Below are 21,776 nucleotides of genomic sequence, written 5' to 3'. Positions count from 1 at the left end.
GGTATCACCGTGGCCCACACGCTGCTCAAACGCGCCCTCGTCCTACTCCTGACGGTCGTCACCGGCTTCGCCGTGCACCCCGCCGAGGCGCAGGCCGCCCCCGCCTTCAAGGTGCTGGCCTTCTACAACGGCACCTGGGACGCGGCGCACATCGACTTCGACAAGGAGGCCCGGGAGTGGTTCCCGCAGGCCGGCGCTCAGTACGGCTTCAGCTGGGAGGCCACCACCGACTGGAGCCGGCTGAGCGCCACCGGCCTGGCCGGATACCAGGTGATCGTGTTCCTGGACGACGGGCCGCCAGCCGAGCGCCGGGCCGCATTCCAGCAGTACGTGCAGAACGGCGGCGGGTTCCTGGGCTTCCACGTCAGCGCGTTCACCACCGACGCCGGCTCGTGGAGCTGGTACTACAACACGTTCCTCGGCTCCGGGAACTTCGCTTCCAACACCTGGGGACCGACCGCCGAGACCCTGAAGATCGAGGACCGTAACCACCCGTCCACGGCCGGGCTGCCCGCGACCATCGCGTCGTCGGTCAGCGAGTGGTACTCGTGGAGCAACGACCTGCGGCAGAACCCGGACATCGACATCCTCGCCTCGATCGACCAGTCCAGCTTCCCGGTCGGCAGCGACCCCAACCAGCAGTGGCGCAGCGGCTTCTACCCGCTGATGTGGACCAACAAGAACTACAAGATGCTGTACGCCAACTTCGGTCACAACGGCATGAACTACGACACCAACACGCGGACGTCGTCGACCTTCGCGAGCGCGCAGCAGAACCAGTGGCTGATCCAGGGCCTGCTGTGGCTGGGCGGCTCGACGAGCACCCCGGCCGCCTGGCACCCCATCGTCGCCAAGAACAGTGGCAAGTGCGTGGACGCCAAGGCCGCCGGCACCGTCAACGGCACCGTGATCCAGCAGTACGCCTGCAACGGCTCGACCGCGCAGCAGTTCCAGCTGGTCCCGGCCGGCGACGGTTACGTGCGGATCGCCACCCGCGGCAACAGCGCCCAGGTGCTCGACGTGACCGGCGTGTCGGCCGCGGACAACGCCAAGATCCAGACCTGGGCGTACGGCGGTGGCGCGAACCAGCAGTGGCAGCCGGTCGCCGAGGCCGGCGGTTACCACCACCTGGTCAACCGCAACAGCGGCAAGTGCCTGGACGTGCCGGCCGCGAGCACGGCGGACGGCGTGCAGCTCGTCCAGTACACCTGCAACGGCACAGCGGCCCAGAGTTTCCGCCTGTCGTAGCCCGCCTCCCGGTGCACGAAAAAGGGAGTGATCGGTCTCGATCGGCATTGATACGGTGCGCCGGTGCTGGAGACGGAAGAGCGGTTCGTGTGGTCCGGGCCGGTGCGGTTGTGGACCGAGCGGGCCGGTGACCCGGCGGATCCCGCCGTACTGCTGATCGCGGGAGCCTCGGCGCAGGGCGTTCTGTGGCCGGATGCGCTGGTGGAGCGGCTGGTGCGCCGGGGCGTACAGGTGATCCGGTTCGATCATCGGGACACCGGGCTGTCCAGCGTCGTCGACTTCGACGCGCGGCCCTATGCGATCGCCGACTTCGGCGCCGACTGCCTGGCCGTGCTGGACGGTCACGGCCTGGCCGCCGCGCATCTGGCCGGCGGGTCGATGGGCGGCATGGTCGCGCAGTGGCTGGCGGTGCACGAGCCGGGCCGGGTGCTGTCGCTGACCCTGATCGGCAGCTCACCGATGGGCTACGGCCCGGACTGGACCGGGGAGCCGCTGCCGCCGCCGTCGGCCGCGCTCCAGGCGCACTTCGCGCTCGGCCTGCCGCCGGGGGTGGAGAGCGACGTGGCGCTGTTCCGCGCCTTCACCGGGCCGGGGCTGCCGTTCGACGAGCCCGCTGCCCGGGCGATGCTGGAGCTGGCGTGGTCGCGTGCCGCCGACCCGGCCGCTGCCGCGAACCACCAGCGGGCCGGCCGGACGTTCGCCCCGGACCGGCTGGCGTCGCTGTCGTCGATCACCGCGCCGACCACGGTGGTGCACGGCGAGCTGGATCCGATGTTCCCGCTCGGGCACGGGGAGGCGCTGGCGGCGGCGATTCCGGGGGCACGTCTTCAGGTCGTACCGAAAATGGGTCATGTCCTTTGTTCTCCGGGCCTGCCGGAGGAGATCGCGGACCGGGTAGCGGACGGGTTGTAATCGGATCGGGCGCTCAACTGCGGCGGCCCGATTCCGATCAGGCACCGCATGCGCGTCTTACCGTTTCGCCGTCAGGCTCAGATCCGGCGTGCCACGCCGCTCCGGCGCGGTGCGGTGTGGCTGATGGTGGCCGGCGCCCTGGCCGTGCCGGCCGGCAGCGCCGTGGCCATCACCGGCCTGCAACAGACCGCGGCGCACCGCAGCACACTGCGGGTCATGCTGGCCGAGGTGGAGAACGCGGCCTGGCAGCAGAACGCGCTGCGCTCGCGCGCCATGCTCGCCAAGGGGCTGACGCCGGAGATCGCGCAGCTGCGCCAGGAGATCGACGAGGCGGTCGACACGATCGCCGTCAATTTCGCCGCGCGCGACCCGGACAACCCCTACGCGCTCGCGGTGCAGGAGGCGTTCCGCACCTACGACGACGCGGTCGACTACGAGTTCGACCTGTTGGAGGAGGGTGACCTGCTGGCCGCCGAGCGGGTCAACGAGTACCAGGCCGATCCCACCTTCGTGGCGCTGCGGGCGGCGCTGGCCGACGCCGCGCAACGGTACGAGCAGCAGGCGGAGCAGGCCGGCCGGCAGGCGCGGCTCGGCACCGTGCTGATCCTGTCCGGGGCCGCCGCCATGATCGCCGGGCTGGTCGCGCGGTCGCACCGGGTCCGGGCCCGGGCCTTCCGGCGCGCCGCCCACCAGGCCACCCACGACGCGCTGACCGGCCTGCCGAACCGGGTCCTGCTGCACGACACCATCGCCCAGGCCATCGCCACCGAGTCCGCCGACGGCAGCCACCTCGCGCTGCTGCTGGTCGACCTCGACCGGTTCAAGGAGGTCAACGACACCCTCGGCCACCACTACGGCGACCGGCTGCTGATCCAGGCGGCTCAGCGGATGCGGGACACGGTGCGCGACGGCGAGACGGTGGCCCGCCTCGGCGGCGACGAGTTCGCCATCCTGCTGCCGGGCGTCACCGGCGTCGCGGACGTGGCGGCCTTCGCGGCGCGGCTCCAGGACGCCCTCCAGGCGCCCTTCGACCTCGACGGGCTGAGCCTGACCGTGGCCGGCAGCATCGGCGCGGCGCTGCACCCGGAGCACGGCGACACCGCCGACGAGCTGCTCCAGCGCGCCGACATCGCGATGTACACGGCCAAGGCGAGGCGCACCGGCTTCGCGGTCTTCGACCAGAGCCAGGACAGCACCGACCCGCGCAAGCTGACCCTGGCCGGCGACCTGCGCCGGGGCATCGACGAGGGCCAGCTGGTGCTGCACTACCAGCCCAAGGTGGACGCGCAGACCGGGCGGGTGCTCGGGGCCGAGGCGCTGGTCCGCTGGCAGCACCCGGAGCACGGGCTGATCCCGCCGAACGACTTCATCCCGCTGGCCGAGCACACCGGGCTGATCACTCCGCTGACCCGGTTCGTGCTCGACTCGGCGCTCAAGCAGTGCCGGGCGTGGCTGACCGCCGGGCACGAGCTCACCGTCGCCGTCAACGTCTCCGCGCACGGGCTGCTCGACCTCGACCTGCCCGCCGAGATCGCCGAACGGCTGGCCCACTGGCGGGTACCGGCCCGGCTGCTGACCGTCGAGATCACCGAGACGGCGATCATGACGGACCCGGAGCGGGCGCTGCGGGTGGTCGAGCAGCTGCACGCGCTCGGGGTGCACCTGTCCATCGACGACTTCGGCACCGGGTACTCCTCGATGGCGTACCTGAAGAATCTGCCGGTGCAGGAGCTCAAGATCGACCGGACCTTCGTCAGCAGCATGACCACCAGCGAGCGTGACGCGGTCATCGTCCGCTCCACCGTCGAGCTGGGCCGCAACCTGGGCCTGCGGGTGATCGCCGAGGGTGTCGAGGACATCGCGACCTGGCGGCAGCTCGACGCGGCCGGCTGTGACGCGCTCCAGGGCTACTACATCTCCCGGCCGGTCGACCCGGACGCGTTCGACACCTGGCTCGGCAGCCGGCAGGCCGAAGCGCCCGCCGCCCTCGCCTGACGGCGGGACGGCGAGCGCGCCGGCGGGCGGCGGTCAGCTGAGGCTGAACCGCTGGTTGGCCTGGCCGTTGCAGTCGTAGATCTGCACCTGCTGGCCGTTGCCGGTGCCCCAGACGTCGAGGCAGCGTCCGGACTGCACCCCGGTGATGGTGCCGTTGCTGTTCACGTTCCACTGCTGGTTGGCCTGGCCGTTGCAGCTGTAGATCTGCACGGCCGCGCCGTTGCCCGACCCGGCCGCGTCCAGGCACCGGCTGCCGTAAACGGTCAGCTGCTTGCTGGAGGTCAGCGTCCACGCCTGGTTGCTCTGGCCGTTGCAGTCGTAGAGCTGTACCCGGGTGCCGTTGTTCTGCGACGCGTTGGGCACGTCGATGCAGCGGCCGGACTGGGCGCCGACGATCCGCTGCGCCCCACCCGGGTTCGGCGGCGGCGACGACGAGTCACTCGGGGCCGGCGAGGACGGGGACGGGCCGGGGCCGGCCGCGTTGAGCGCGTTCAGCACCGAGGTGTACGCGGCCTTCTTGTTGCCGCCGCCGTCGAACAGCAGCGGGCTCTCGCTGGAGCGCCACGAGTCGCTGTCCCGCACGCCCCAGACCGTGATGCCGATGCAGCGGGGCACGTTGAGGCAGGCCTGGGTCAGCCCGGAGTACTGCGAGGTGGACGCGTTCGTCACGTCGACCTCGGTCAGCGCCACGTCCACACCGAGGGCGGCGAAGCTGGACAGGGTGGTCTGGAAGTTGCTGGGCAGGGAGCTGCCACCGGTGAAGTGGGTCTGCAGGCCGACGCAGTCGATCGGCACGCCGCGGGACTTGAAGTCCTGGATCATGCGGTAGACGCCCTGCGTCTTGCCGTAGGACCAGTTCTCGATGTTGTAGTCGTTGTAGCAGAGCTTGACCGACGGGTCGGCGGCGCGGGCGGTGCGGAACGCCACCTCGATCCAGTCGTTGCCGGTGGCCTGGAGGTTGGAGTTGCGGCGGCTGCCGTCCTCGTTGAACGCCTCGTTGACCACGTCCCAGGCGGCGAGTTTGCCCTTGTAGTGGGCCATCACCCCGTTGATGTGGTCGATCATCGCCTGCCGCAGGCTGCTGCCGCTGAGGCCGCCCCACCAGCTCGGCTGCTGGGAGTGCCAAGCCAGGGTGTGCCCGCGGACCTTCATGCCGCGCTGGGTCGCCCAGTTGTAGATCTGGTCGCCGGCGCTGAAGTTGAACTGCCCCCGCTGCGGCTCGGTGGCGTCCGGCTTCATCTCGTTCTCAGCGGTGACCATGTTGAACTCGCGGCCGGCGATCGACGAGTAGGTGCCGTCGTTCAGCCGGCTGGCGGCGATGGCCGTGCCGAAATACCGGCCCGACTGCGCGGCCGCCGCGCCCAGGGTGGTCGCGGCGCTAGCGTCCGGCGTCACCATCAGCACGCCGAACCCGGCGACCGCCGCGACGGCGCCGGCCAGCAGGGCTCGAGTCCGCAGTGATCGGCGTGGGAGGGGGGATCTGGTTGCCACGGGGGCCTCCCTTCTCGGCTCCGCACGTGGCCGCCACGCATCGCACGCACGGCGAGCGGGGGCCACCGTGCGTGGAAAAGGGTCGGTTGGGCGCAGAGCCATCTCTCAACGATGGGCTTCAATGCAGAAGCCATGCTGGCATGGCAACAACACTGAAACAAGTAGTTCCGAAAACTCTCCGGAACTCTCAGCGCCCGACAAGTGGCCTACGTCTCACCTCAATCTGCACTTTGACCTGCGTCTATGCCAATGACACCGGTACCGGACACACCACGCCCCGAGGGCTCGCCACCGAAACTATCGGCAAAATAGCCGGTAGTTTCAAGCGCGACGACCCGGCGGGTCGATCGCGAATAACAGAAAATCGGGTGCCCGAAATGGCGTCAGGCGCGGGTGACATCGCGAATCTCGTCGGCGTCCCGCGACACCGCGCCGGCGTCGTGGGCCAGGTCCGGGTCGTTCGCCGGACGCGGCACACACAGCAGCAGGGCCCGCGGGCGTACCGTGACCCGCAACTCGTCGCCCGGCTCGATCAGGTCCCCGTCGAGCTGGCGCGGCTGCGGCCGGTTGCTGCGGATCTCCACGGTGGAGGCGGTGAAGGTCTCCATCCGGGCGACAGCCTCCCGGCGGCGCAGGACGCCCCAGGCGAGCGCGAGCCAGTGGCGCAGGGTGCGCGGGCTGAGCACCGCGACGTCGAGCAGGCCGTCGTCGGGTTCGGCGGCCGACAGCAGCCGCATCCCGCCCTGGAGCCGGCCGACGTTGCCGACGATCACGGTGCGCGGGCGCCGGGTGAACGCCGGCCCGCCGTCCAGGGAGATCCGCACCCGCATCGGCCGGTCCCGCAGGTGCCGGACCGCGCCGGCGACATAGGCCAGCCAGCCGACGTGCTTCTTCGCGGTCTCACTGGTCGCGTCCAGCATCTGCGCGTCGAAGCCCATCCCGGCCATCACCGCGAAGCTCTGCTCACCGACGCAGCCGACGTCGATCCGCCGCCGCCCGCCCTGCAACGCGACCTCGATCCCGGTGGCCAGGTCGCCGCCGAGACCGAGGTTGGCGGCCAGCAGGTTGCCGGTGCCGGCCGGCAGCACGGCGAGCGCGACGTCCGTCCCGGCCAGCGCGGAGACGCAGGCCATCACGGTGCCGTCCCCGCCGCAGACGAAGACGACCTCGGCGCCGTCGCGGACCGCCCGGGCGGCCTGTCCGGCGCCGGGATCCTCGACGGTGGTCTCCCGCCACATCGGCTCCGGCCAGCCGGCCGCGGCGAGGGCCTCGGTGATGATCCGGCGCAGTTCGCCCAGGTCGGGCACCTTGACCGGGTTGACGACGACGGCTGAGCGCGGCGCTGTGTCCATGGCCGGCCGGTTACCCGGAACGGCCCGCGCTCATTCCGGCCGTGACCGGCGTGCCGGCCCGATGCGCTTGGCGTCCCCCGACAGCGCACCGGGCCGGCTCCCCACCGATGGAGGGTCCTGGTAGCCGCTTACCGTTGCAGGGTGAGCAGGCCGGGCCGCCACGGCAGCTGGTCGTAAGGACCGCCGGCGCTCGGGCTCTTGCCTTGGTAGAGCAGCTGGAGATGGCAGGGGTCGACGGTCTTGGTCTGGTCCGGGTTGGTGCGGACCAGGTCACCGTGGCTGATGTCGTTGGTCCAGGTGGCGCCGCTGTTGGCCTTGCCGGCGAACGGGTTGCTCTCGCTGGCGGCCTGCGGGGTCCACGAGCCGCCCAGGCTGCTCGCGGTGAACGAGCGGAAGTAGCGTCCCTGGCTGCCGATCGCCTCGACGATCATCAGGTACTGGTTCTGGCCCTGCACCTTGTAGACCTCGACCGCCTCGAACAGGTTGTTGGTCGAGTCGCTCATGATCGTCGTGTAGTTCGAGCCGAAGCTGCCCGGGAAGTTGCCGATCGGCATGCTCGCTCGGTAGATCTTGCCGTTGTCCCCGGCGAAGAAGAGGTACATGTTCTGGTCGTCACCGATCAGCGTCTGGTCGATCACGCCGGTGCCGGACCCGGTGATGCTCCCGGTGAACAGCGTCTGGGGTGCCGACCAGCCGTTGGCGTTCGTGGGGTCGGTGGAGGTCTTGTAGCTGAACGCGGTCGGGCCCCACTGGTAGGCGAGCACCCAGATGTTCTTCGGGGCGAAGTAGAGCAGGGTCGGCGCCACGGTGCCCTGGCTCATCCCGTTCTGGCTGGCCGAGGCCATGTCGGACCAGTCGTTGAACAGGCCGAAGTTCATCGAGCCGTAGCCCGAGCCGGAGACGTTCGACGCGTACACCAGGTGTTTGCCGTTGTAGACGACGTTGGTGAAGTCCTTGAGCGAGACCCACCCGTTCTTCGGGCTGGCCAGGGCGCCGGTCGACGACCAGCGGTAGCTGGACGGGAGCGTGCAGGTGCCGCCGGGCGTCGAGGGGGACGGGGACGGCGCCGAGGGTGAGGGCGCCGACGGGGAGGGCGAGCCGGGCCCGGTGCTGCCGGTGCAGGTCACGCCGTTCAGGGCGAAACTCGACGGAACCGGGTTGCTGCCGGTCCACGAGCCGTTGAAGCCGAACGACACCGAGGCGCCGGTGCCGACCGACCCGTTGTAGCTCACGTTCTTCGCGGTGACCGCCGAGCCGCTCTGCGTCACGGTCGCGTTCCACGCCTGCGTCACCGTCTGCCCGGCCCCGTAGGACCAGGTCAGCGTCCAACTGCTCAGCGGATCACCGAGGTTGGTGATGGACACGTTGGCACCGAACCCGCCCTGCCACTGGGAGGAGATGGTGTAGCCGACCGAGCAGCCGGCCGTGGCGGCGTCCGCCGGCGGCATCGCCGCGACGACCGCCGTGGAGGCCAGCACCGCGGCGCCGGCCGACACCAGGATTCTGGACGTTCTCATGATCTATCCCTTTCAGACGAGCCGGACCAGGCGCCAGTTGTTGTCGGCGCTGCCGTTGTCGGTTTCCTGGACGACCTGGCTGCCCCAGGCGCTCGATGCGCCCGATACGGCGAGCACCTTGCCGCTGTTGACGTTGCGCAGCCGGTAGGAGCCGTCGCTGTTGGCGAGCAGGGTCCAGCGGTGATCGGCGGTGCCGTTGTCGGCCCATTGCAGGACGCGAGCGTTGTCGGTGGTCGCCATGTTCTCCACGCCGAGAACCTTGCCGCTGTTGACGTTGCGGAACCGCACCGCGCCGCCGTCGGCGATCTGCACCCACTGGTGGTCGGCGGTGCCGGTGTCACCCCAGACGATCGCCGTCCCGCCGTCCGCGGTGGACATGTCCTTGATCCCGAGGACCAGCCCGGACGCCACGTTGACCAGCTTGTACGCCGGCTCGGAGGTGCCCGTGGTGTTCCAGTAGACGACGTAGTTGAAGCCCTGCGCGTCGTGGAACGGCCCCAGGTTCACCGTGGCGCCGTTGGCGGTGGCGGTGAAGGCCAGGCTGCTCGTGCCGGTCCGGGTGATCGTGGACACCGCCAGCGCCGGATTGCCGGACGGTGTCGCGCTGCCGTAGTTGCCGGCCAGCACCACCGGGCCGTACGTGATCGCCTGCACCGCGGGGTTGTCCGGCGCCGGCTGCATGATCACCCGCATCGGCAGCCGCACGGTCAGCACGTCCCCCGCCGCCCAGACCCGGGTGACCGTGGCATAGCTGCCCGCGGTGGCGGTGACGTTCTGGGTGACGCCGTTGACCGCGAGGGTGGCGCCGGACGTCCAGGCCGGGATCCGGACCCGGATGCTCCACGACCCGCTCATCGTGCCGGCCAGGGTCAGCGTGGTGGTGTCGCCGGCGGGGTACGACGTGGCCTGCGTGACGGTGATGCCGCGCTCGGTCCACGACAGCACCGAGGGCGTGAACAGGTTGACGGTGAGCGTGGTCCCGCTGAAGAAGTAGATCGAGTCCATCAGCTTGGTGTTGGTCTCCACGCCGGTCCCCTGACAGCACCAGAAGCTGCTGTAGTCGGTCGACCAGGTGCCACCGCCCCAGGCCGGCCCCACGCCCCGCCGGCCGCCGGCCTTGAGCGGCGTGAAATAGGTGATGTGGCCGTGGCTGTCGGCCGGGTTCTGCGCGCCGATCAGGTGGTTGAGCAGCGCCCGTTCGTAGAAGTCGAAGTAGGCGGCCCGGTCCGGGTCGGTCAGCCACAGCTCCCGGGTCAGCTTGAGCATGTTGTAGGAGTTGCAGTGCTCGCAGGTGTCGTTGGTGAGGTAGCCGGCGATCGCGTTCGGCGCCCGGAAGTGCTCGGCCTGGCTGTTGCCGCCGATCGCGTAGGTGTGCGCGCCGGTGGTGATGTCCCAGGCGTTGCGGCCGATGTCGCGATATCGGGTGGTCCCGGTCGCCTTGTACTCCCGGACCGCGCCCACCCACTTGGGCACCTGGGTGTTCGCGTGCAGCCCGTTGAGCTGGTCGGTGCCGGCGGCGAGCGGGGTGAACACCGCGGCGTGGTCGAAGCGCTGGGCGGTGGTGAGCCACCGGGCGTCGCCGGTCTGCTGGTACACGTCGGCCAGCACCTCGTTCATGCCGCCGAACTCGGTGCCCAGCATGGCCTGCATCTGACTGGCGCTGAGCCGCGCCGTCCGGGTGTCGACCCAGCCGGCCAGGCGCAGCAGCACGTCGCGGGCGGTGGTGTCGCCGATCAGCCGCCACACGTCGAGCAGCCCGGCAAGCGTCTTGTGCACGCAGTAGTACGGCACGTTGCCGTTGGACAGGGTGCGTGCCTCCAGGGCGGTGAAGTCGGCCTCCGGGAACCCGGAGAGGTAGCCGTTCGACGCCTGGCACTTGGCCAGCTCGGCGACCATGTAGACGGCCTTGTCCCGGCAGGTGGTGTCGCCGAGCGCGGCCCACGCCTGGGCCCACGCGGTCAGGAAGTGCCCCTGCATGTGGGTCCGGAACGGGAAGCTGGGCGCGTCCCAGCCCCCGTTCGCGGCGGCCCCGCCGGTCGACCGGCCGTGGTTGGCCCGGAAGTTGTAGAGCAACCGGTCGACGTCGACGAAGCGCAGGTAGTTCAGGGTGCGGGCCTGGTTGTCCAGCCAGCGTCCGGCGGTCAGCCGGACCTGGCCGAGCTCGAACGGGTAGGCCGCGACGCCGAGGTCGGGACGGGCCGGCGCGACCGCCGCCGCCTCGGCCCGCGCCGGAACGCCCAGGGTGGTCGCCACCGCGCCGGCACCGGCCGCTTGCAGCAACCGCCGGCGACTGATCGGGATCCGCGACATCAGCTCTCCCCGGTCAGGTCGAACCTGCTGACGGTGACCGCGCCGCCCAGGGCCTGGGTGGCGTAGTTGAAGATGCCGAAGCGGTAGCCCATGAAGAACTGCCAGGCGTTGTTCAGCGTGAACGCCGGGCCGAGCGCGGTGAAGGTGCTGCCGTCGGTGCTGTACGAGAAGGTGGCGGTGCGTCCCGAGCCGGGCCGGATGTCAGCCCGGACCCGCAGCCAGATCCGGCCGCCGCTGACCGTCGCGCCCGCCGCCTCGGTCCCGGTGCCGGTGGTCGCCCAGCTGGAGTTCATGGTCAGCCCGTTGGTCATCGACACCCGGGTGACGCCGTTGTCCTTGCGGACGCCGATCCAGGCGGACGAGTCGCGCAGCATCGCCAGCCCGGCCCGGTCACCGTTTGCCATCTGCGAGTAGTCCAGCTGGATGGTGGCGGTGGAGGCGGGGCCCTGGATCCGGTGGGTGAGCGTGTTCCGGGCGTTGTAGAGGTCGCCGGTCACCGTGGCGGTGGACAGCCGCAGCCCGTTGCCGACGCTGAACTTGCTGGTGTCCGGGTTGTGGTTCCACTCCCAGCGCGGTCCGAGCGTCGAGCCGGTGAAGGTGTCCGGACCGATCATCGAGGCGACCGTCTTCGACGTGGTGATGGCCGGCTTCGGGTACGTCGCACCCCACCGCCCGTTCACCGTGGTCAGCACCGGCCAGTCGTTGCTCCAGGTGATCGGGGCCAGGGTCGGCACCCGGCCGCCGGGGTAGGCGTCGGTGAACGCCATGTACCACCAGTCGCCGTTCTGGGTCTGCACGAGACCGCCCTGGTGCGGCACGCCGCCCCCGGAGATCGGGCCGGGCAGGTCGAGCAGGACCTGACGGCTCTCGTACGGGCCCCACGGGCTGGTCGAGCGCAGCACGTACTGACCGTTGGCCGGGCGGGTCACCCAGATGTAGTAGTAGTTGCCGCGCTTGTACATCCGGCTGCCCTCCAGGGTGCCGATGCTCGACGGCGTGGTGAAGACCGCCTGGGACCGGACCTGCGAGGTCAGATCCGAGGACAGCTGGGCGACGCTGATCGTGCCGTTGCCGTACGCCACGTACGGGGTGTCGTTGTCGAAGAGCAGGCCGGCGTCGTAGTAGCAGTTGTTGATCCGGGCCTTCTTCGACCAGGTGCCGTCCACGGCCGACGCGGTGTAGACGTACGTCCGGTTGAACTCGGTGCAGCCCAGCCAGTAGTAGGTGCTGTTGCTGGGCCGGTAGTTGAACGCCGACGCCCAGATCCCCTTGACGTACGCCCGGCCACCGTTGAGGTCGTAGGCGTTCGAGTCGAAGTCCAGCCGGGGCACCGAGTGGCCGGCGTACTCCCAGTTCACCAGGTCGTAGGAGCGCAGGATCGGCGCGCCCGGCGAATAGTGCATGGTCGACGCCGAGTAGTAGTAGGCGTCACCGACCCGGATGATGTCGCCGTCCGCGAAGTCCTGCCACACCACCGGGTTGGTGAAGGTGCCGGTGGACGGGGTGGTGCCGCCGGTCTTCACCAGCTGCCACTGCTGGTTGGTGCCGTTCCAGTCGCTGTACTGCACGATGTTCGCGCCGTCCGCGGTCGATGCGCCCTGCACCTCGACGGCCTTACCGCTGTTCCGGTTGATCAGCTGGATGTATCCGTCGATGTCCTGAATGCTGAATTGCTGGTTGGCGGCGTTGTTGTCGGTCCACTGGATGACCGCGCCGCCGTCGGCGGTGGAGGCGCCGGAGACGTCGAGGACCTTGCCGGACAGTTTCGACTTGAGCCGGTAGTAACCGCCACCGGAGTCGACGAACTGCCACTGCTGCTGCGCCTGGTCGTTACGGGTCCACTGGGTGATCCGGGCGCCGTCGTTGGTGGCCATGTTGTAGAGGTCCAGGGCCTTGCCGCTGTTGCGGTTGACCAGCACGTAGGAGGCGCTCGTGTCGATCGTCGCCGCCTCGGCCGCGGCGGTGCCGGTGACCACGAGAGCCGCGCCGAGAACGGCGGTCAAGGCGACGGCGAGCAGGCGCCACCGCCGCCGGTGAAATGAAGGGACTGATGGTGCGGGACGAATTCTCATCGTCAGCTCCTCGCATGGGGGAATGCGCACGAATACACGATTGGAAAACCTTATTTGGGTACGACCGGAGCACGCTCGTACACAAAATTTCTTGGAACTGTTCTCCGCTGCCTACGGTCGATCAGCCAGCGGTGGGCGTACCGAAAATGATGCGTCGGCGCGGAAACCGGAACTGCCGTCGAACTGGTCGACCCACAATTCGTCGCCGCGGTGCCGCAGGAACCAGCCCGGATAGTTGGACGACTCGAGGATCACCGAGCCGGCCGGCTGCCCGGCCTGGGGGCAGAACGTCGCGTCGCCGTGGAACAGTTTCGAACCGTCGTCCGGGTTGAGCCGGAGCCGCCACGACATGTGCCGCAGATAGCGGCCGTCGCCGGAGCGGAACGAGAAGCACCGTGCGTCGTTGAGCCCGGACACCACCTGGAAGGTGGCCTGCCGGCGGGCCGCGGCCGGGTCGCCCGGGCCGACCGTGGTCAGCATGCCGTAGCTTCCGGCCGCCGTCACGTAGCGACCGGCGGCGTTCGCCGGCGCCAGCGACACCGGGCCGGTCCGCAGCAGGGCGGCCGCGGTGGCCGAGGAGCTCGGCACGACCGTCGGGGACGGCTCCGCGGCGGACGCGGACCCGGCCGCGACCGTCGGGGTCGGCGCCGCGATCGTGGTCGGGTGCGGGGTCTGTGCGACCGTCACCGGCCGCGGCGTTCGCGGGCCGGTGACCGCCGCGGCGCCGGCGGTGGCACCGACGACCAGCGCCCCGGCCGCGACCGCGGTCACCACCGGATGCGCCGCGGCCACCGACGTCAGGTGGCCCAGCGCCCCGGCCTTGACCACGGCCAGGGCCGTCCCGGCTCCCCCGGTCTTGCCCAGCACCGCCGCGGTCAGCGCCGCGGGCACCGGCAGGGCCACCAGCATGGGCAGCAGCCGGTCGATCGGCACCAGGTCGCCGTCCACCCGGGCGCAGACGGGGCAGCCGCGAACGTGCCGGGCCAGCCGCTTGCGCCACCGCGGGGCGGGCATCCCGTCCCAGCCGGACAACTCGCTCGCCAGCAGGGCGCATCGCGGGCGGGCGTCCAGCGCCGCCACGATGGCCCGGCTCAGCTCCAGCTGGGTGCGCATGCGCTGGATCCGCACGCCGGCGTGGATCACCGTGATGCCCAGCGCCTGCGCCAGCTCGGCCCGCGACAGCCGCCCGGCCACCTCCAGCCACCACAGCGGCAGCAGCCGCCGATCGTCCGGGTCCAGCCAGCGCCCGGCCCGCCGCACCTGCCGGCGCTGCGCCGACAGGTCGGCGCGCAGATCGGTGACCCCGGCGAACTCGGCGCCGGCGTCCGGAATCCCGGTCGCCTCGTCGAGCGGCGCGAGCTGGGCCGCGGTCCGGTCCGCCCGGTGCTGATGGGTGCCGACCTGACGCAGCGCGATCGCCGCCAGCCAGGGCCGGAAGCTCTCCGGTGAGCGCAGCGACCGCAGCTGCCGCAGGGCGCGGACCATGATGTCCTGGGTGACGTCGTCGACATCCGGGTGCCCGTCGAGCGCCTGCCGGACGATCGCGTAGACCATCGGCAGGTGCGTCGCGGCGAGCTGCTCCAGCGCGGCGCGGTCGCCGGCCTGCGCGGCCCGCACCACGTCGGCGTCGCCCGCCCGGGTCACTCCCATGTCCGTCGTCACCACCACCACGAAGCACCGCTCTCACCGTGAGCCACCTGGATCCTGCCCTATCCCGGCGTTCCGCCGGTGAACCGCCACCAGTCGACGTTGAACAGGTACCCGCTGCCGCCGGTGAAGCGCAAGTAGAGGTCCTGAGTGCCGGTGGCGCCGCTGATCGGGCAGCTGACCGTGGTCCAGGTCTGCCAGCCGCCGGTGCTCGCGACGGTGCACGTCCCGGCCAGGGCGCCGGTGGGACTGCCCAGCCGGACCTCGATGCGGCCGCCCGCCGTGGCCGAGGCGACCCGGGCGGAGAACGAGGTCGCTCCGGACCCGAAGGCCACGCCCTTCACCTTCACGTAGTCGCCGTTCTCCAGGTAGCCGATGTTCCGGCCGCCCTCGCTCGCCGCCTCGGTCTCCACACCGGAGCTCCAGGCGATGGTTTCCGCCTCCTGCCGTGTGTAGGGGTTGAGCGTCCCGTTCTGCGGTGCGCCGGCCGAGGTCATGGTGATCGTCGGAATGGTGCCGTCGGCGTTGTAGGTGAACTTCTCCACGGCGACCGAGCGGGTGTATCCGCCGCCGCCCGGCAGCGCGCCGTTGTGGTAGAAGAAATACGAGCTGCCCTTGAAGTCGATGACCCCGGGATGATTGGTGAAACTGCTGCCCTGGGTGGGCATCACGGTGCCGCGATAAGTCCACGGGCCGGTCGGCCCCGGCGCGGTGGAGTAACCGATGAATTCCGAGCAGCACTTGGCCGCGAAAACGTTGTAGTAGAGCCCGTTGCGCTTGTAGACCCAAGGCCCTTCCTCGTACAGCGTGGGGCGGGCGGTGTTGCCGGTGCGGGTGCCGAATCCGGCCGTGGTGAGCGGGATCTGGGTGACCCCTCCGCTGTAACTGACCATGTCCGTGTTCAGGCGGACGTACCAGAGGTTGGGGTTCCCCCAGTACAGGTACGCCTGGCCGCTGTCGTCGACGAAGACGGTGGGGTCGATCTCGCCGTTCTCCACGAGCGGGTGCCCGAGGGCGTCGGTGAACGGGCCGGTCGGGCTGGACGCCACGCCGACGCCGATCGCCATCCGGCCGGTCGCCCGGTTGGTGACCGGGACGTACCAGTAGAACTTGCCGTTGCGGTTGATCACCTGCCCGGCCCAGGCGTCCGATTTCGCCCAGCTGAACGTGGCGAGGCTCATCGGCGAGCCGTGGTCGGTCCAGTTGACCATGTCGTCGGACGAGTACAGCCGCCACTCCTTCATCGTGAAGTAGGTGGAGTTGTCCTCGTCGTGGCCGGTGTAGAGGTAGACGCGGCCGTTGTACACCAGCGGCGCCGGGTCGGCGGTGTAGACGGTCTGCACGATCGGGTTGTCGGCGTGCGCGGCGGTCGGCAGCACGGCGGCGGTCACCACCATGGCCGCCGCGCAGAGCGCGCCGAGTAGGGGTCTGCTACGCATCAGACACGGCTCCATCGCTGGTTGGTGGCGGCGGTGCAGGTCCAGAGCAGGACCAGCGTGCCGTTGGCGGTGAGGTTGTGGTCGACGTCCAGGCACAGGCCGGAGGCGGTGCCGCGGATGGTGCCGTCGGCGTTGACGGTCCACTGCTGGTTGGTGCCGCCGTTGCAGTCCCAGAGCTGGACCTTGCTGCCGGCGGTCGCGCCGACCGGTGCGTCCAGGCATTTGCCGAGGGCTTGCAGCGTCTGGCCGGTGCTGGTCCAGCGCTGGTTGGTGCCGCCGTTGCAGTCCCAGATGACCGGCTGGGTGCCGTTGGCCGTGGAGCTGTTCGGCACGTCGAGGCAGCGCCCGGACGAGGCGCTGACGATCGTGGTCGTGGTCGTCGTCGGCGGGGTGCTGGTCCCGCCGCTGACCCGGTAGACCACCGTCCCGTGTGCCGGGACGCTCGCGCTGATGCTGCCGGTGCTGGTCGTGGTGGCGCCGCTCCAGGCGTCCTGGAGGGTGAACGAGCTGCCCGACTTGCCGATCGCGGCGGCGGTGGTCGACACGGTGGCGGTGGCGCTGCCCTGGTTGAACAGAGCGACCGCGACGTCGCCACCGGCCAGCGGCTTGGCCAGGACGCGGCGGCTCCCGTCGTACGAAACCTGGGTTGCCTGCAGGCCCAGGGTGTCCTGGTTGATGGCGATCAGCCGGGGGTTCTTCAGGATGGTCTGGGTGGCCGTGCTCATCGAGCGCAGGTCGTTGCCGGCGATCAGCGGCGAGGCCATGATCGACCAGAGCGCGAAGTGGCTGCGCTGCTCGGTGTCGGTCAGGGTGCCGCGGCCGACCTCCATCATGTCCGGGTCGTTGAACTGCCCGGGTTTGGCGTAACCGGCCAGCGGCACGGTGACGTCGACGATGTTCTTGACGCCCATCGGGTAGCCGTTGGTCTGCCCGGTGTCCCAGGCCAGGGTGATGTCCTCGGTGGTGCGCCACATGTTGGCGACGTCGCCCCAGTTGCGCTGCGGCCCGGTCTTGGCGTGGATGCTGTTCGGGTTGATGCTGTAGACGATCGGGCGGCCGGTGGCGGCCAGCGCGTCACGCATCTTGGCGAACGTCGCGACCTGGTCGTTGATCGTGCCGTTCGGTGAGCACCAGTCGTACTTGAGATAGTCGACGCCCCAGGCGGCGAACTGCCGGGCGTCCTGCGCCTCGTGGCCCTGGCTGCCGGTGGCGCCGGGATAGCTGTTGAAGTACTGGGCACAGGTCTTGTCCACCGGCACCTGGTAGATGCCGAACTTGAGGCCCTTGCCGTGCAGGTAGTCGCCGAGGGCCTTCATGCCGCTGGGGAACCGGGTGGGGTCGCCCTGGAGGTTGCCGGAGGCGTCCCGGTTCGGGTTGAACCAGCAGTCGTCGACGACGACGTACTGGTAGCCGGCGTCGCGCATGCCGCTGCTGACGATCGCGTCGGCCATCTGCCGGATCAGCGTCTCGCTGATGTTGCAGCCGAACGTGTTCCAGCTGTTCCAGCCCATCGGCGGCGTGCGCGCCACGCCGTTGTCGAGGGCCTGTGCGGCGGACCCGGGAAGCACCGCCGCCGTGCCGGCGAGCAGCAGCAGGCCCGCGGCCAGCAGAGATTTGAGCTTGTTCATCATCGCCTCGTCCAGAGCTGATTGGCGGAATTGGTGCAGGTCCAGAGGATGACGGCGGTGCCGTTGGCGGTGGCGTTGCCGCTCACGTCGAGGCACAGACCGGATTGCGCGTTACGGATCGTGCCGCCGGACACGAACGTCCAGCGCTGGTTCGTGGCCCCGCTGCAGTCCCACAGCTGCGCCTTGGCGCCGGCCGTGGCGCCGGTGGGCGAGTCCAGGCACTTGCCCACCGACCGCAGGGTCTGCCCGTCGTAGGCCCACTGCTGGTTCGCGGCGCCGCTGCAGTCCCAGATGATCGGCTGGACGCCGTTGGTGGTGCTGCCGTTCGGGTCGTCCAGGCAGCGCCCGGAGGCGACGCCGACCAGCGCGGTGCCGGTTCCGGTGCCGGTGCCCGGGTCACCGATCGTTCCCGGGACGGTGCGCAGCGCCGAGTACCAGGTGGCGGCCATCTTGTCGTATCCGGTGGCGGTCGGGTGGATCCCGTCGATCAGGTCGGCGGTGGTCAGCGCGGCGTGCATGTCGACCAGGTGGACCCGCGCGCCCTTGCTCTGCACGATGCCGGGCAGCGCGGCGTTGAAGGTCCGGGCGGCGGCCTCCTGTCCGCTGTTGGCCAGCGGGATGATCGTGGCCACGAAGACGTCCGCCGACGGGGCGGCGGCGATGATGTGGTCGAGCAGGGTGGACAGCCGGGCCGGCGCCCCCGCGACGTTGTAGTTCTGGAGGATGTCGTTCGTGCCGATGTGCAGCAGCACGGTGCGCGGGGTGCTGGTCCGCAGCCAGCCACCGATGTTCGCGTCGATCTGGTCGATGCGCCATCCGGGGTGACCCTCGTGGTCGTGATCGCCGAGGGAGGCCGGCCCGTTGTACTGCGAGCCGACCAGGTCGACCCGATATCCGGCGGCGGCCATCCGCTGCCACAGGCCGATCCGGTATCCGCCGGGGACCTGAGTGCCCTCGGTGATGGAATCGCCGAGCGGCATGACCCGGGTGCCGCCGTTGGATTCGGCGGCGGCCGCACCGGGCAGACTGACCAGCCCGGCGGCGGACAATGCGGCGGCGAGGACGGCGGCGAGCATCCAGCGTCTTCTTCTGGGCATCGGGACGGCTCCTTGACAGGCGGGGACTCTGTTATCGCTCACACCGCATGAACCACTGGTCCGGCCGCGAAGATCGGGGATGCCAGCCGGGGATGGGAGCGCTAACAGCTTGGATCCGAACATTGCCAGCTTGTTTCCGGACATTCAAGAGGTCTTTTGCCGTTGATGCGCGGCGCGAAATCCCGACTCGCCGCCTGCTGATCACATAACACTTCCGGGACGACGAGTTTCCCGCTCGAAGTTGTTATGCCGCCGGCCGCCCAATGGTCGCGTCTTCCCTTCCACGAAATGCGCTGGCAACATTGGCCACCCTTGATGGAAGCGCTCCCACGGGCGCACTCCCCGTCCGGAAAGGTTCCCCACCATGCTCCTGCTCAAGAAGCGTCGTTCCGTGCTGCTGGCCTCGGCCGCAGTGGGACTCGCCGTCACCGCCGGCGTCGCCCTGGTCGGCACCGCCGAGGCCGCCAGCACGCTCGGCGCCTCGGCCGCGCAGACCGGCCGCTACTTCGGCGCGGCGATCGCCGCCGGCCGGCTCGGCGACGCCACCTACACCGGGATCCTGACCCGTGAGTTCAACGCGGTCACCCCGGAGAACGAGATGAAGTGGGACGCCACCGAGCCGTCCCAGGGCCGGTTCACCTTCACCAACGGCGACCGGATCCTCAACCAGGGCCTGTCCAACGGCTCGAAGGTCCGCGGTCACGCGCTGCTCTGGCACGCCCAGCAGCCCGGCTGGGCCCAGTCGCTGTCCGGCAGCGCGCTGCGCACCGCGGCGATCAACCACGTCACCCAGGTGGCCACCCACTACAAGGGCAAGATCTACGCCTGGGACGTGGTCAACGAGGCCTTCGCCGACGGCGGCAGCGGCGGGCGCCGCGACTCCAACCTGCAGCGCACCGGCAACGACTGGATCGAGGCCGCGTTCAAGGCGGCCCGGGCCGCCGATCCGAACGCCAAACTCTGCTACAACGACTACAACACCGACGGGGTCAACGCGAAGTCGACCGGGGTCTACAACATGGTCCGCGACTTCAAGTCGCGCGGCGTCCCGATCGACTGCGTCGGCTTCCAGTCCCACCTGGGCACCGGCATCCCCGGCGACTACCAGGCCAACCTCCAGCGTTTCGCCGACCTGGGCGTGGACGTGCAGATCACCGAGCTGGACGTGGCGCAGGGCGGCAACCAGGCGAACATCTACGCCAGCGTGACCAAGGCGTGCCTGGCGGTGTCGCGATGCACCGGCATCACGGTCTGGGGCATCCGGGACAGCGACTCGTGGCGTACCGGTGAGAACCCGCTGCTGTTCGACAACTCCGGCAACAAGAAGGCCGCGTACACCTCGGTGCTGAACGCGCTGAACGCCGGTGGCACCACCAACCCGCCGTCGCCGTCCTCACCGTCGCCGTCCTCGCCGTCGCCGAGCACCAGCACCCCGCCGCAGCCCGGAGGCGCGTGCAGCGCGACGGTCTCGCTCAACTCGTGGAACGGCGGGTTCGTCGCCACCATCAAGGTGACCGCGGGCGCCGCCCCGATCAACGGCTGGACCGTCGGCGTGACCCTGCCCTCCGGCAGCGCGGTGACCAACGCCTGGAGCGCGACCAACACCGGCAGCACCGGCACGGTGAGCTTCCGCAACGTCTCCTACAACGGGCAGCTGGGGGCCGGCGCGGGCACCGAGTTCGGCTTCCAGGGCACCGGCGCGGGCCCGACCACCACACCGACCTGCGCGGCGGGCTGAGCGATGACATACCGACGCGCTCTCCCCCACCTCACCGCCGCGCTCTGCGCGCTGGCGACGGCCACCCTGATGATCATCGGAATGCTCGGCGCGAACGCCGCCATGGCGCCGGCGAGTGCCGCGGCGACGACCGCCGGGTGCGGCAAGGCGCCGACCCTGAGCAGCGGTACTCGCACCATTCAGAGCGGTGGGCAGAACCGCAGCTACATCCTGCGGGTGCCGGACGGCTACGACCGGAACCGGCCGTACAAACTGATCTTCGCGTTCCACTGGCTGAACGGCACCGCCGCGAACGTGGCGAGCGGCGGCTATTACGGGCTGCAGACCCGCTCGAACAACAGCGCGATCCTGGTCGCCCCGCAGGGCATCGACAACGGCTGGGCGAACACCGGCGGCCGGGACCTGACCCTGGTCGACAACCTGACCACGCTGATCGAGGGCGACCTCTGCGTCGACACCTCCCAGCTGTTCGCCACCGGCTGGAGCTACGGCGGCGCGATGAGCTACGCCGTGGCGTGCGCCCGGCCGACCGTGTTCCGCGCGGTCGCGGTGCTGTCCGGCGCGAATCTCAGCGGCTGCTCCGGCGGCACTCAGCCGGTCGCCTACCTGGGCATCCACGGCATTCATGACAGCGTGCTGGACATCTCGCTGGGCCGGTCGCTGCGCGACACCTTCGTGCGCAACAACGGGTGCGCGGCACAGAACCCGCCGGAGCCGGCCCGGGGCAGCCTGACCCACATCGCGACCAGCTACACCGGATGTCGCGCGGGATATCCGGTACGGTGGGCCGCCTTCGACGGGGACCACACGCCGGAGCCGGTGGACGGGTCGACGAGCACGAGCGGCGCGCGTACCTGGGTCGGCGACGAGATCTGGTCGTTCTTCTCCCAGCTGCCCAGCACCACCACGACGTCGCCGTCGCCCTCGACGTCGCCGTCCACCTCGACGCCGCCCTCACCCTCGACGTCGCCGTCCACCACACCCGGTGGCTGCGCCGCGGCCTATCGGGTGGTCAACACCTGGCCGGGCGGCTTCCAGGCCGAGGTCACCGTGACCAACCCCGGGCCGGCGCCGATCGCCGGGTGGCGGGTGAGCTGGGCGCTGTCCGCCGGACAGTCGATCAGTCAGGTCTGGAACGGCTCGCTGACCACCGCCAACGGCACCGCGACGGTCACCAACGCGACCTACAACGGGTCGCTGGCGGCCGGGGCCGGGACCAGTTTCGGGCTGATCGTCAACGGCAGCTCGACCACCGCACCGGCGCTGACCTGCACCATCTGACGTCCGAAAGTTTCGGGCGCATTCTTGAAAAACTATCGCCGTGGGCACG

Annotated in this window: 14 protein-coding genes; 5 read left to right on the top strand and 9 right to left on the bottom strand. The window is 70.2% G+C overall.

Annotation, left to right across the window (positions count from 1 at the left end; all coding sequences use genetic code 11):
* Nucleotides 1-9 precede the first annotated feature (9 nt).
* The 3 genes from Aiant_RS42295 to Aiant_RS42285 all read left to right on the top strand — a co-directional run bounded on the left by Aiant_RS42295 (nucleotide 10) and on the right by Aiant_RS42285 (nucleotide 4,155).
* A complete protein-coding gene (locus Aiant_RS42295) occupies nucleotides 10-1,248 on the top strand; it encodes an RICIN domain-containing protein (RefSeq protein ID WP_229829989.1) in 1,239 nt (412 codons plus the stop codon).
* A 63-nt stretch (nucleotides 1,249-1,311) separates the two neighbouring features.
* Complete coding sequence (locus Aiant_RS42290) at nucleotides 1,312-2,160, top strand: alpha/beta fold hydrolase (RefSeq protein WP_189330254.1); 849 nt, start codon at nucleotides 1,312-1,314, stop codon at nucleotides 2,158-2,160.
* Between the two features lie 123 nt (nucleotides 2,161-2,283).
* Nucleotides 2,284-4,155 carry a putative bifunctional diguanylate cyclase/phosphodiesterase gene (locus Aiant_RS42285; RefSeq protein WP_189330253.1) on the top strand — a complete coding sequence of 624 codons (1,872 nt, stop codon included), beginning with the start codon at nucleotides 2,284-2,286 and terminating at the stop codon, nucleotides 4,153-4,155.
* A gap of 33 nt (nucleotides 4,156-4,188) precedes the next feature.
* On the opposite strand, the gene Aiant_RS42280 is transcribed toward Aiant_RS42285, so the two are convergent.
* From Aiant_RS42280 to Aiant_RS42240, 9 genes are all read right to left on the bottom strand, one after another.
* Nucleotides 4,189-5,646: an endo-1,4-beta-xylanase gene (locus Aiant_RS42280; protein WP_189330252.1), complete on the bottom strand. Its 1,458-nt coding sequence runs from the start codon at nucleotides 5,644-5,646 to the stop codon at nucleotides 4,189-4,191.
* Nucleotides 5,647-6,029: 383 nt separating this feature from the next.
* Complete coding sequence (locus Aiant_RS42275; protein WP_189330251.1) at nucleotides 6,030-6,998, bottom strand: diacylglycerol/lipid kinase family protein; 969 nt, start codon at nucleotides 6,996-6,998, stop codon at nucleotides 6,030-6,032.
* A gap of 128 nt (nucleotides 6,999-7,126) precedes the next feature.
* Nucleotides 7,127-8,515, bottom strand: coding sequence for a non-reducing end alpha-L-arabinofuranosidase family hydrolase (locus Aiant_RS42270; protein ID WP_189330250.1), 1,389 nt, complete (start codon nucleotides 8,513-8,515; stop codon nucleotides 7,127-7,129).
* A gap of 12 nt (nucleotides 8,516-8,527) precedes the next feature.
* Nucleotides 8,528-10,825: a beta-L-arabinofuranosidase domain-containing protein gene (locus Aiant_RS42265; protein WP_189330249.1), complete on the bottom strand. Its 2,298-nt coding sequence runs from the start codon at nucleotides 10,823-10,825 to the stop codon at nucleotides 8,528-8,530.
* Nucleotides 10,825-12,897, bottom strand: a complete 2,073-nt coding sequence (locus Aiant_RS42260; RefSeq protein WP_189330248.1) for a family 43 glycosylhydrolase — start codon at nucleotides 12,895-12,897, stop codon at nucleotides 10,825-10,827. Before Aiant_RS42260 ends, Aiant_RS42265 begins: the two co-directional genes overlap by 1 nt.
* Before the next feature lie 111 nt (nucleotides 12,898-13,008).
* Nucleotides 13,009-14,559 (bottom strand): sigma-70 family RNA polymerase sigma factor, encoded by a 1,551-nt coding sequence (locus tag Aiant_RS42255; protein WP_229829988.1) that lies wholly within the window; start codon nucleotides 14,557-14,559, stop codon nucleotides 13,009-13,011.
* A 47-nt stretch (nucleotides 14,560-14,606) separates the two neighbouring features.
* Entirely contained in the window at nucleotides 14,607-15,983 is a 1,377-nt protein-coding gene (locus tag Aiant_RS42250; protein WP_189330247.1) for a glycoside hydrolase family 43 protein, read from the bottom strand.
* Nucleotides 15,983-17,611, bottom strand: coding sequence for a glycoside hydrolase family 27 protein (locus Aiant_RS42245; protein WP_425322734.1), 1,629 nt, complete (start codon nucleotides 17,609-17,611; stop codon nucleotides 15,983-15,985). The genes Aiant_RS42250 and Aiant_RS42245 overlap by 1 nt, the downstream gene beginning before the upstream one ends.
* Entirely contained in the window at nucleotides 17,611-18,708 is a 1,098-nt protein-coding gene (locus tag Aiant_RS42240; RefSeq protein ID WP_189330245.1) for an RICIN domain-containing protein, read from the bottom strand. Before Aiant_RS42240 ends, Aiant_RS42245 begins: the two co-directional genes overlap by 1 nt.
* Nucleotides 18,709-19,072: 364 nt before the next feature.
* Between Aiant_RS42240 and Aiant_RS42235 the strand changes: the two genes are divergently transcribed.
* Both Aiant_RS42235 and Aiant_RS42230 read left to right on the top strand, forming a co-directional pair.
* Nucleotides 19,073-20,446 carry a glycoside hydrolase family 10 protein gene (locus tag Aiant_RS42235; protein ID WP_189330244.1) on the top strand — a complete coding sequence of 458 codons (1,374 nt, stop codon included), beginning with the start codon at nucleotides 19,073-19,075 and terminating at the stop codon, nucleotides 20,444-20,446.
* A 3-nt stretch (nucleotides 20,447-20,449) separates the two neighbouring features.
* A complete protein-coding gene (locus tag Aiant_RS42230) occupies nucleotides 20,450-21,727 on the top strand; it encodes a CE1 family esterase (RefSeq protein ID WP_189330243.1) in 1,278 nt (425 codons plus the stop codon).
* Nucleotides 21,728-21,776 lie beyond the last annotated feature (49 nt).

The sequence above is a fragment of the Actinoplanes ianthinogenes genome (assembly GCF_018324205.1).
In the GTDB taxonomy this organism is placed as follows: Bacteria; Actinomycetota; Actinomycetes; order Mycobacteriales; family Micromonosporaceae; genus Actinoplanes; species Actinoplanes ianthinogenes.
The sequence above is the reverse complement of the archived record's forward strand: the minus strand, read 5'-3'. Positions and strand labels throughout refer to the sequence as shown.

Excerpts from the sequence above, each read along its gene's own strand:
- Aiant_RS42245 (WP_425322734.1), bottom strand. The coding sequence starts at position 17,611 with ATGAACAAGCTCAAATCTCTGCTGGCCGCGGGCCTGCTGCTGCTCGCC.
- Aiant_RS42275 (WP_189330251.1), bottom strand. The coding sequence starts at position 6,998 with ATGGACACAGCGCCGCGCTCAGCCGTCGTCGTCAACCCGGTCAAGGTG.
- Aiant_RS42230 (WP_189330243.1), top strand. The coding sequence starts at position 20,450 with ATGACATACCGACGCGCTCTCCCCCACCTCACCGCCGCGCTCTGCGCG.
- Aiant_RS42270 (WP_189330250.1), bottom strand. The coding sequence starts at position 8,515 with ATGAGAACGTCCAGAATCCTGGTGTCGGCCGGCGCCGCGGTGCTGGCC.
- Aiant_RS42235 (WP_189330244.1), top strand. The coding sequence starts at position 19,073 with ATGCTCCTGCTCAAGAAGCGTCGTTCCGTGCTGCTGGCCTCGGCCGCA.
- Aiant_RS42285 (WP_189330253.1), top strand. The coding sequence starts at position 2,284 with ATGGTGGCCGGCGCCCTGGCCGTGCCGGCCGGCAGCGCCGTGGCCATC.
- Aiant_RS42265 (WP_189330249.1), bottom strand. The coding sequence starts at position 10,825 with ATGTCGCGGATCCCGATCAGTCGCCGGCGGTTGCTGCAAGCGGCCGGT.
- Aiant_RS42260 (WP_189330248.1), bottom strand. The coding sequence starts at position 12,897 with ATGAGAATTCGTCCCGCACCATCAGTCCCTTCATTTCACCGGCGGCGG.
- Aiant_RS42250 (WP_189330247.1), bottom strand. The coding sequence starts at position 15,983 with ATGCGTAGCAGACCCCTACTCGGCGCGCTCTGCGCGGCGGCCATGGTG.
- Aiant_RS42240 (WP_189330245.1), bottom strand. The coding sequence starts at position 18,708 with ATGCCCAGAAGAAGACGCTGGATGCTCGCCGCCGTCCTCGCCGCCGCA.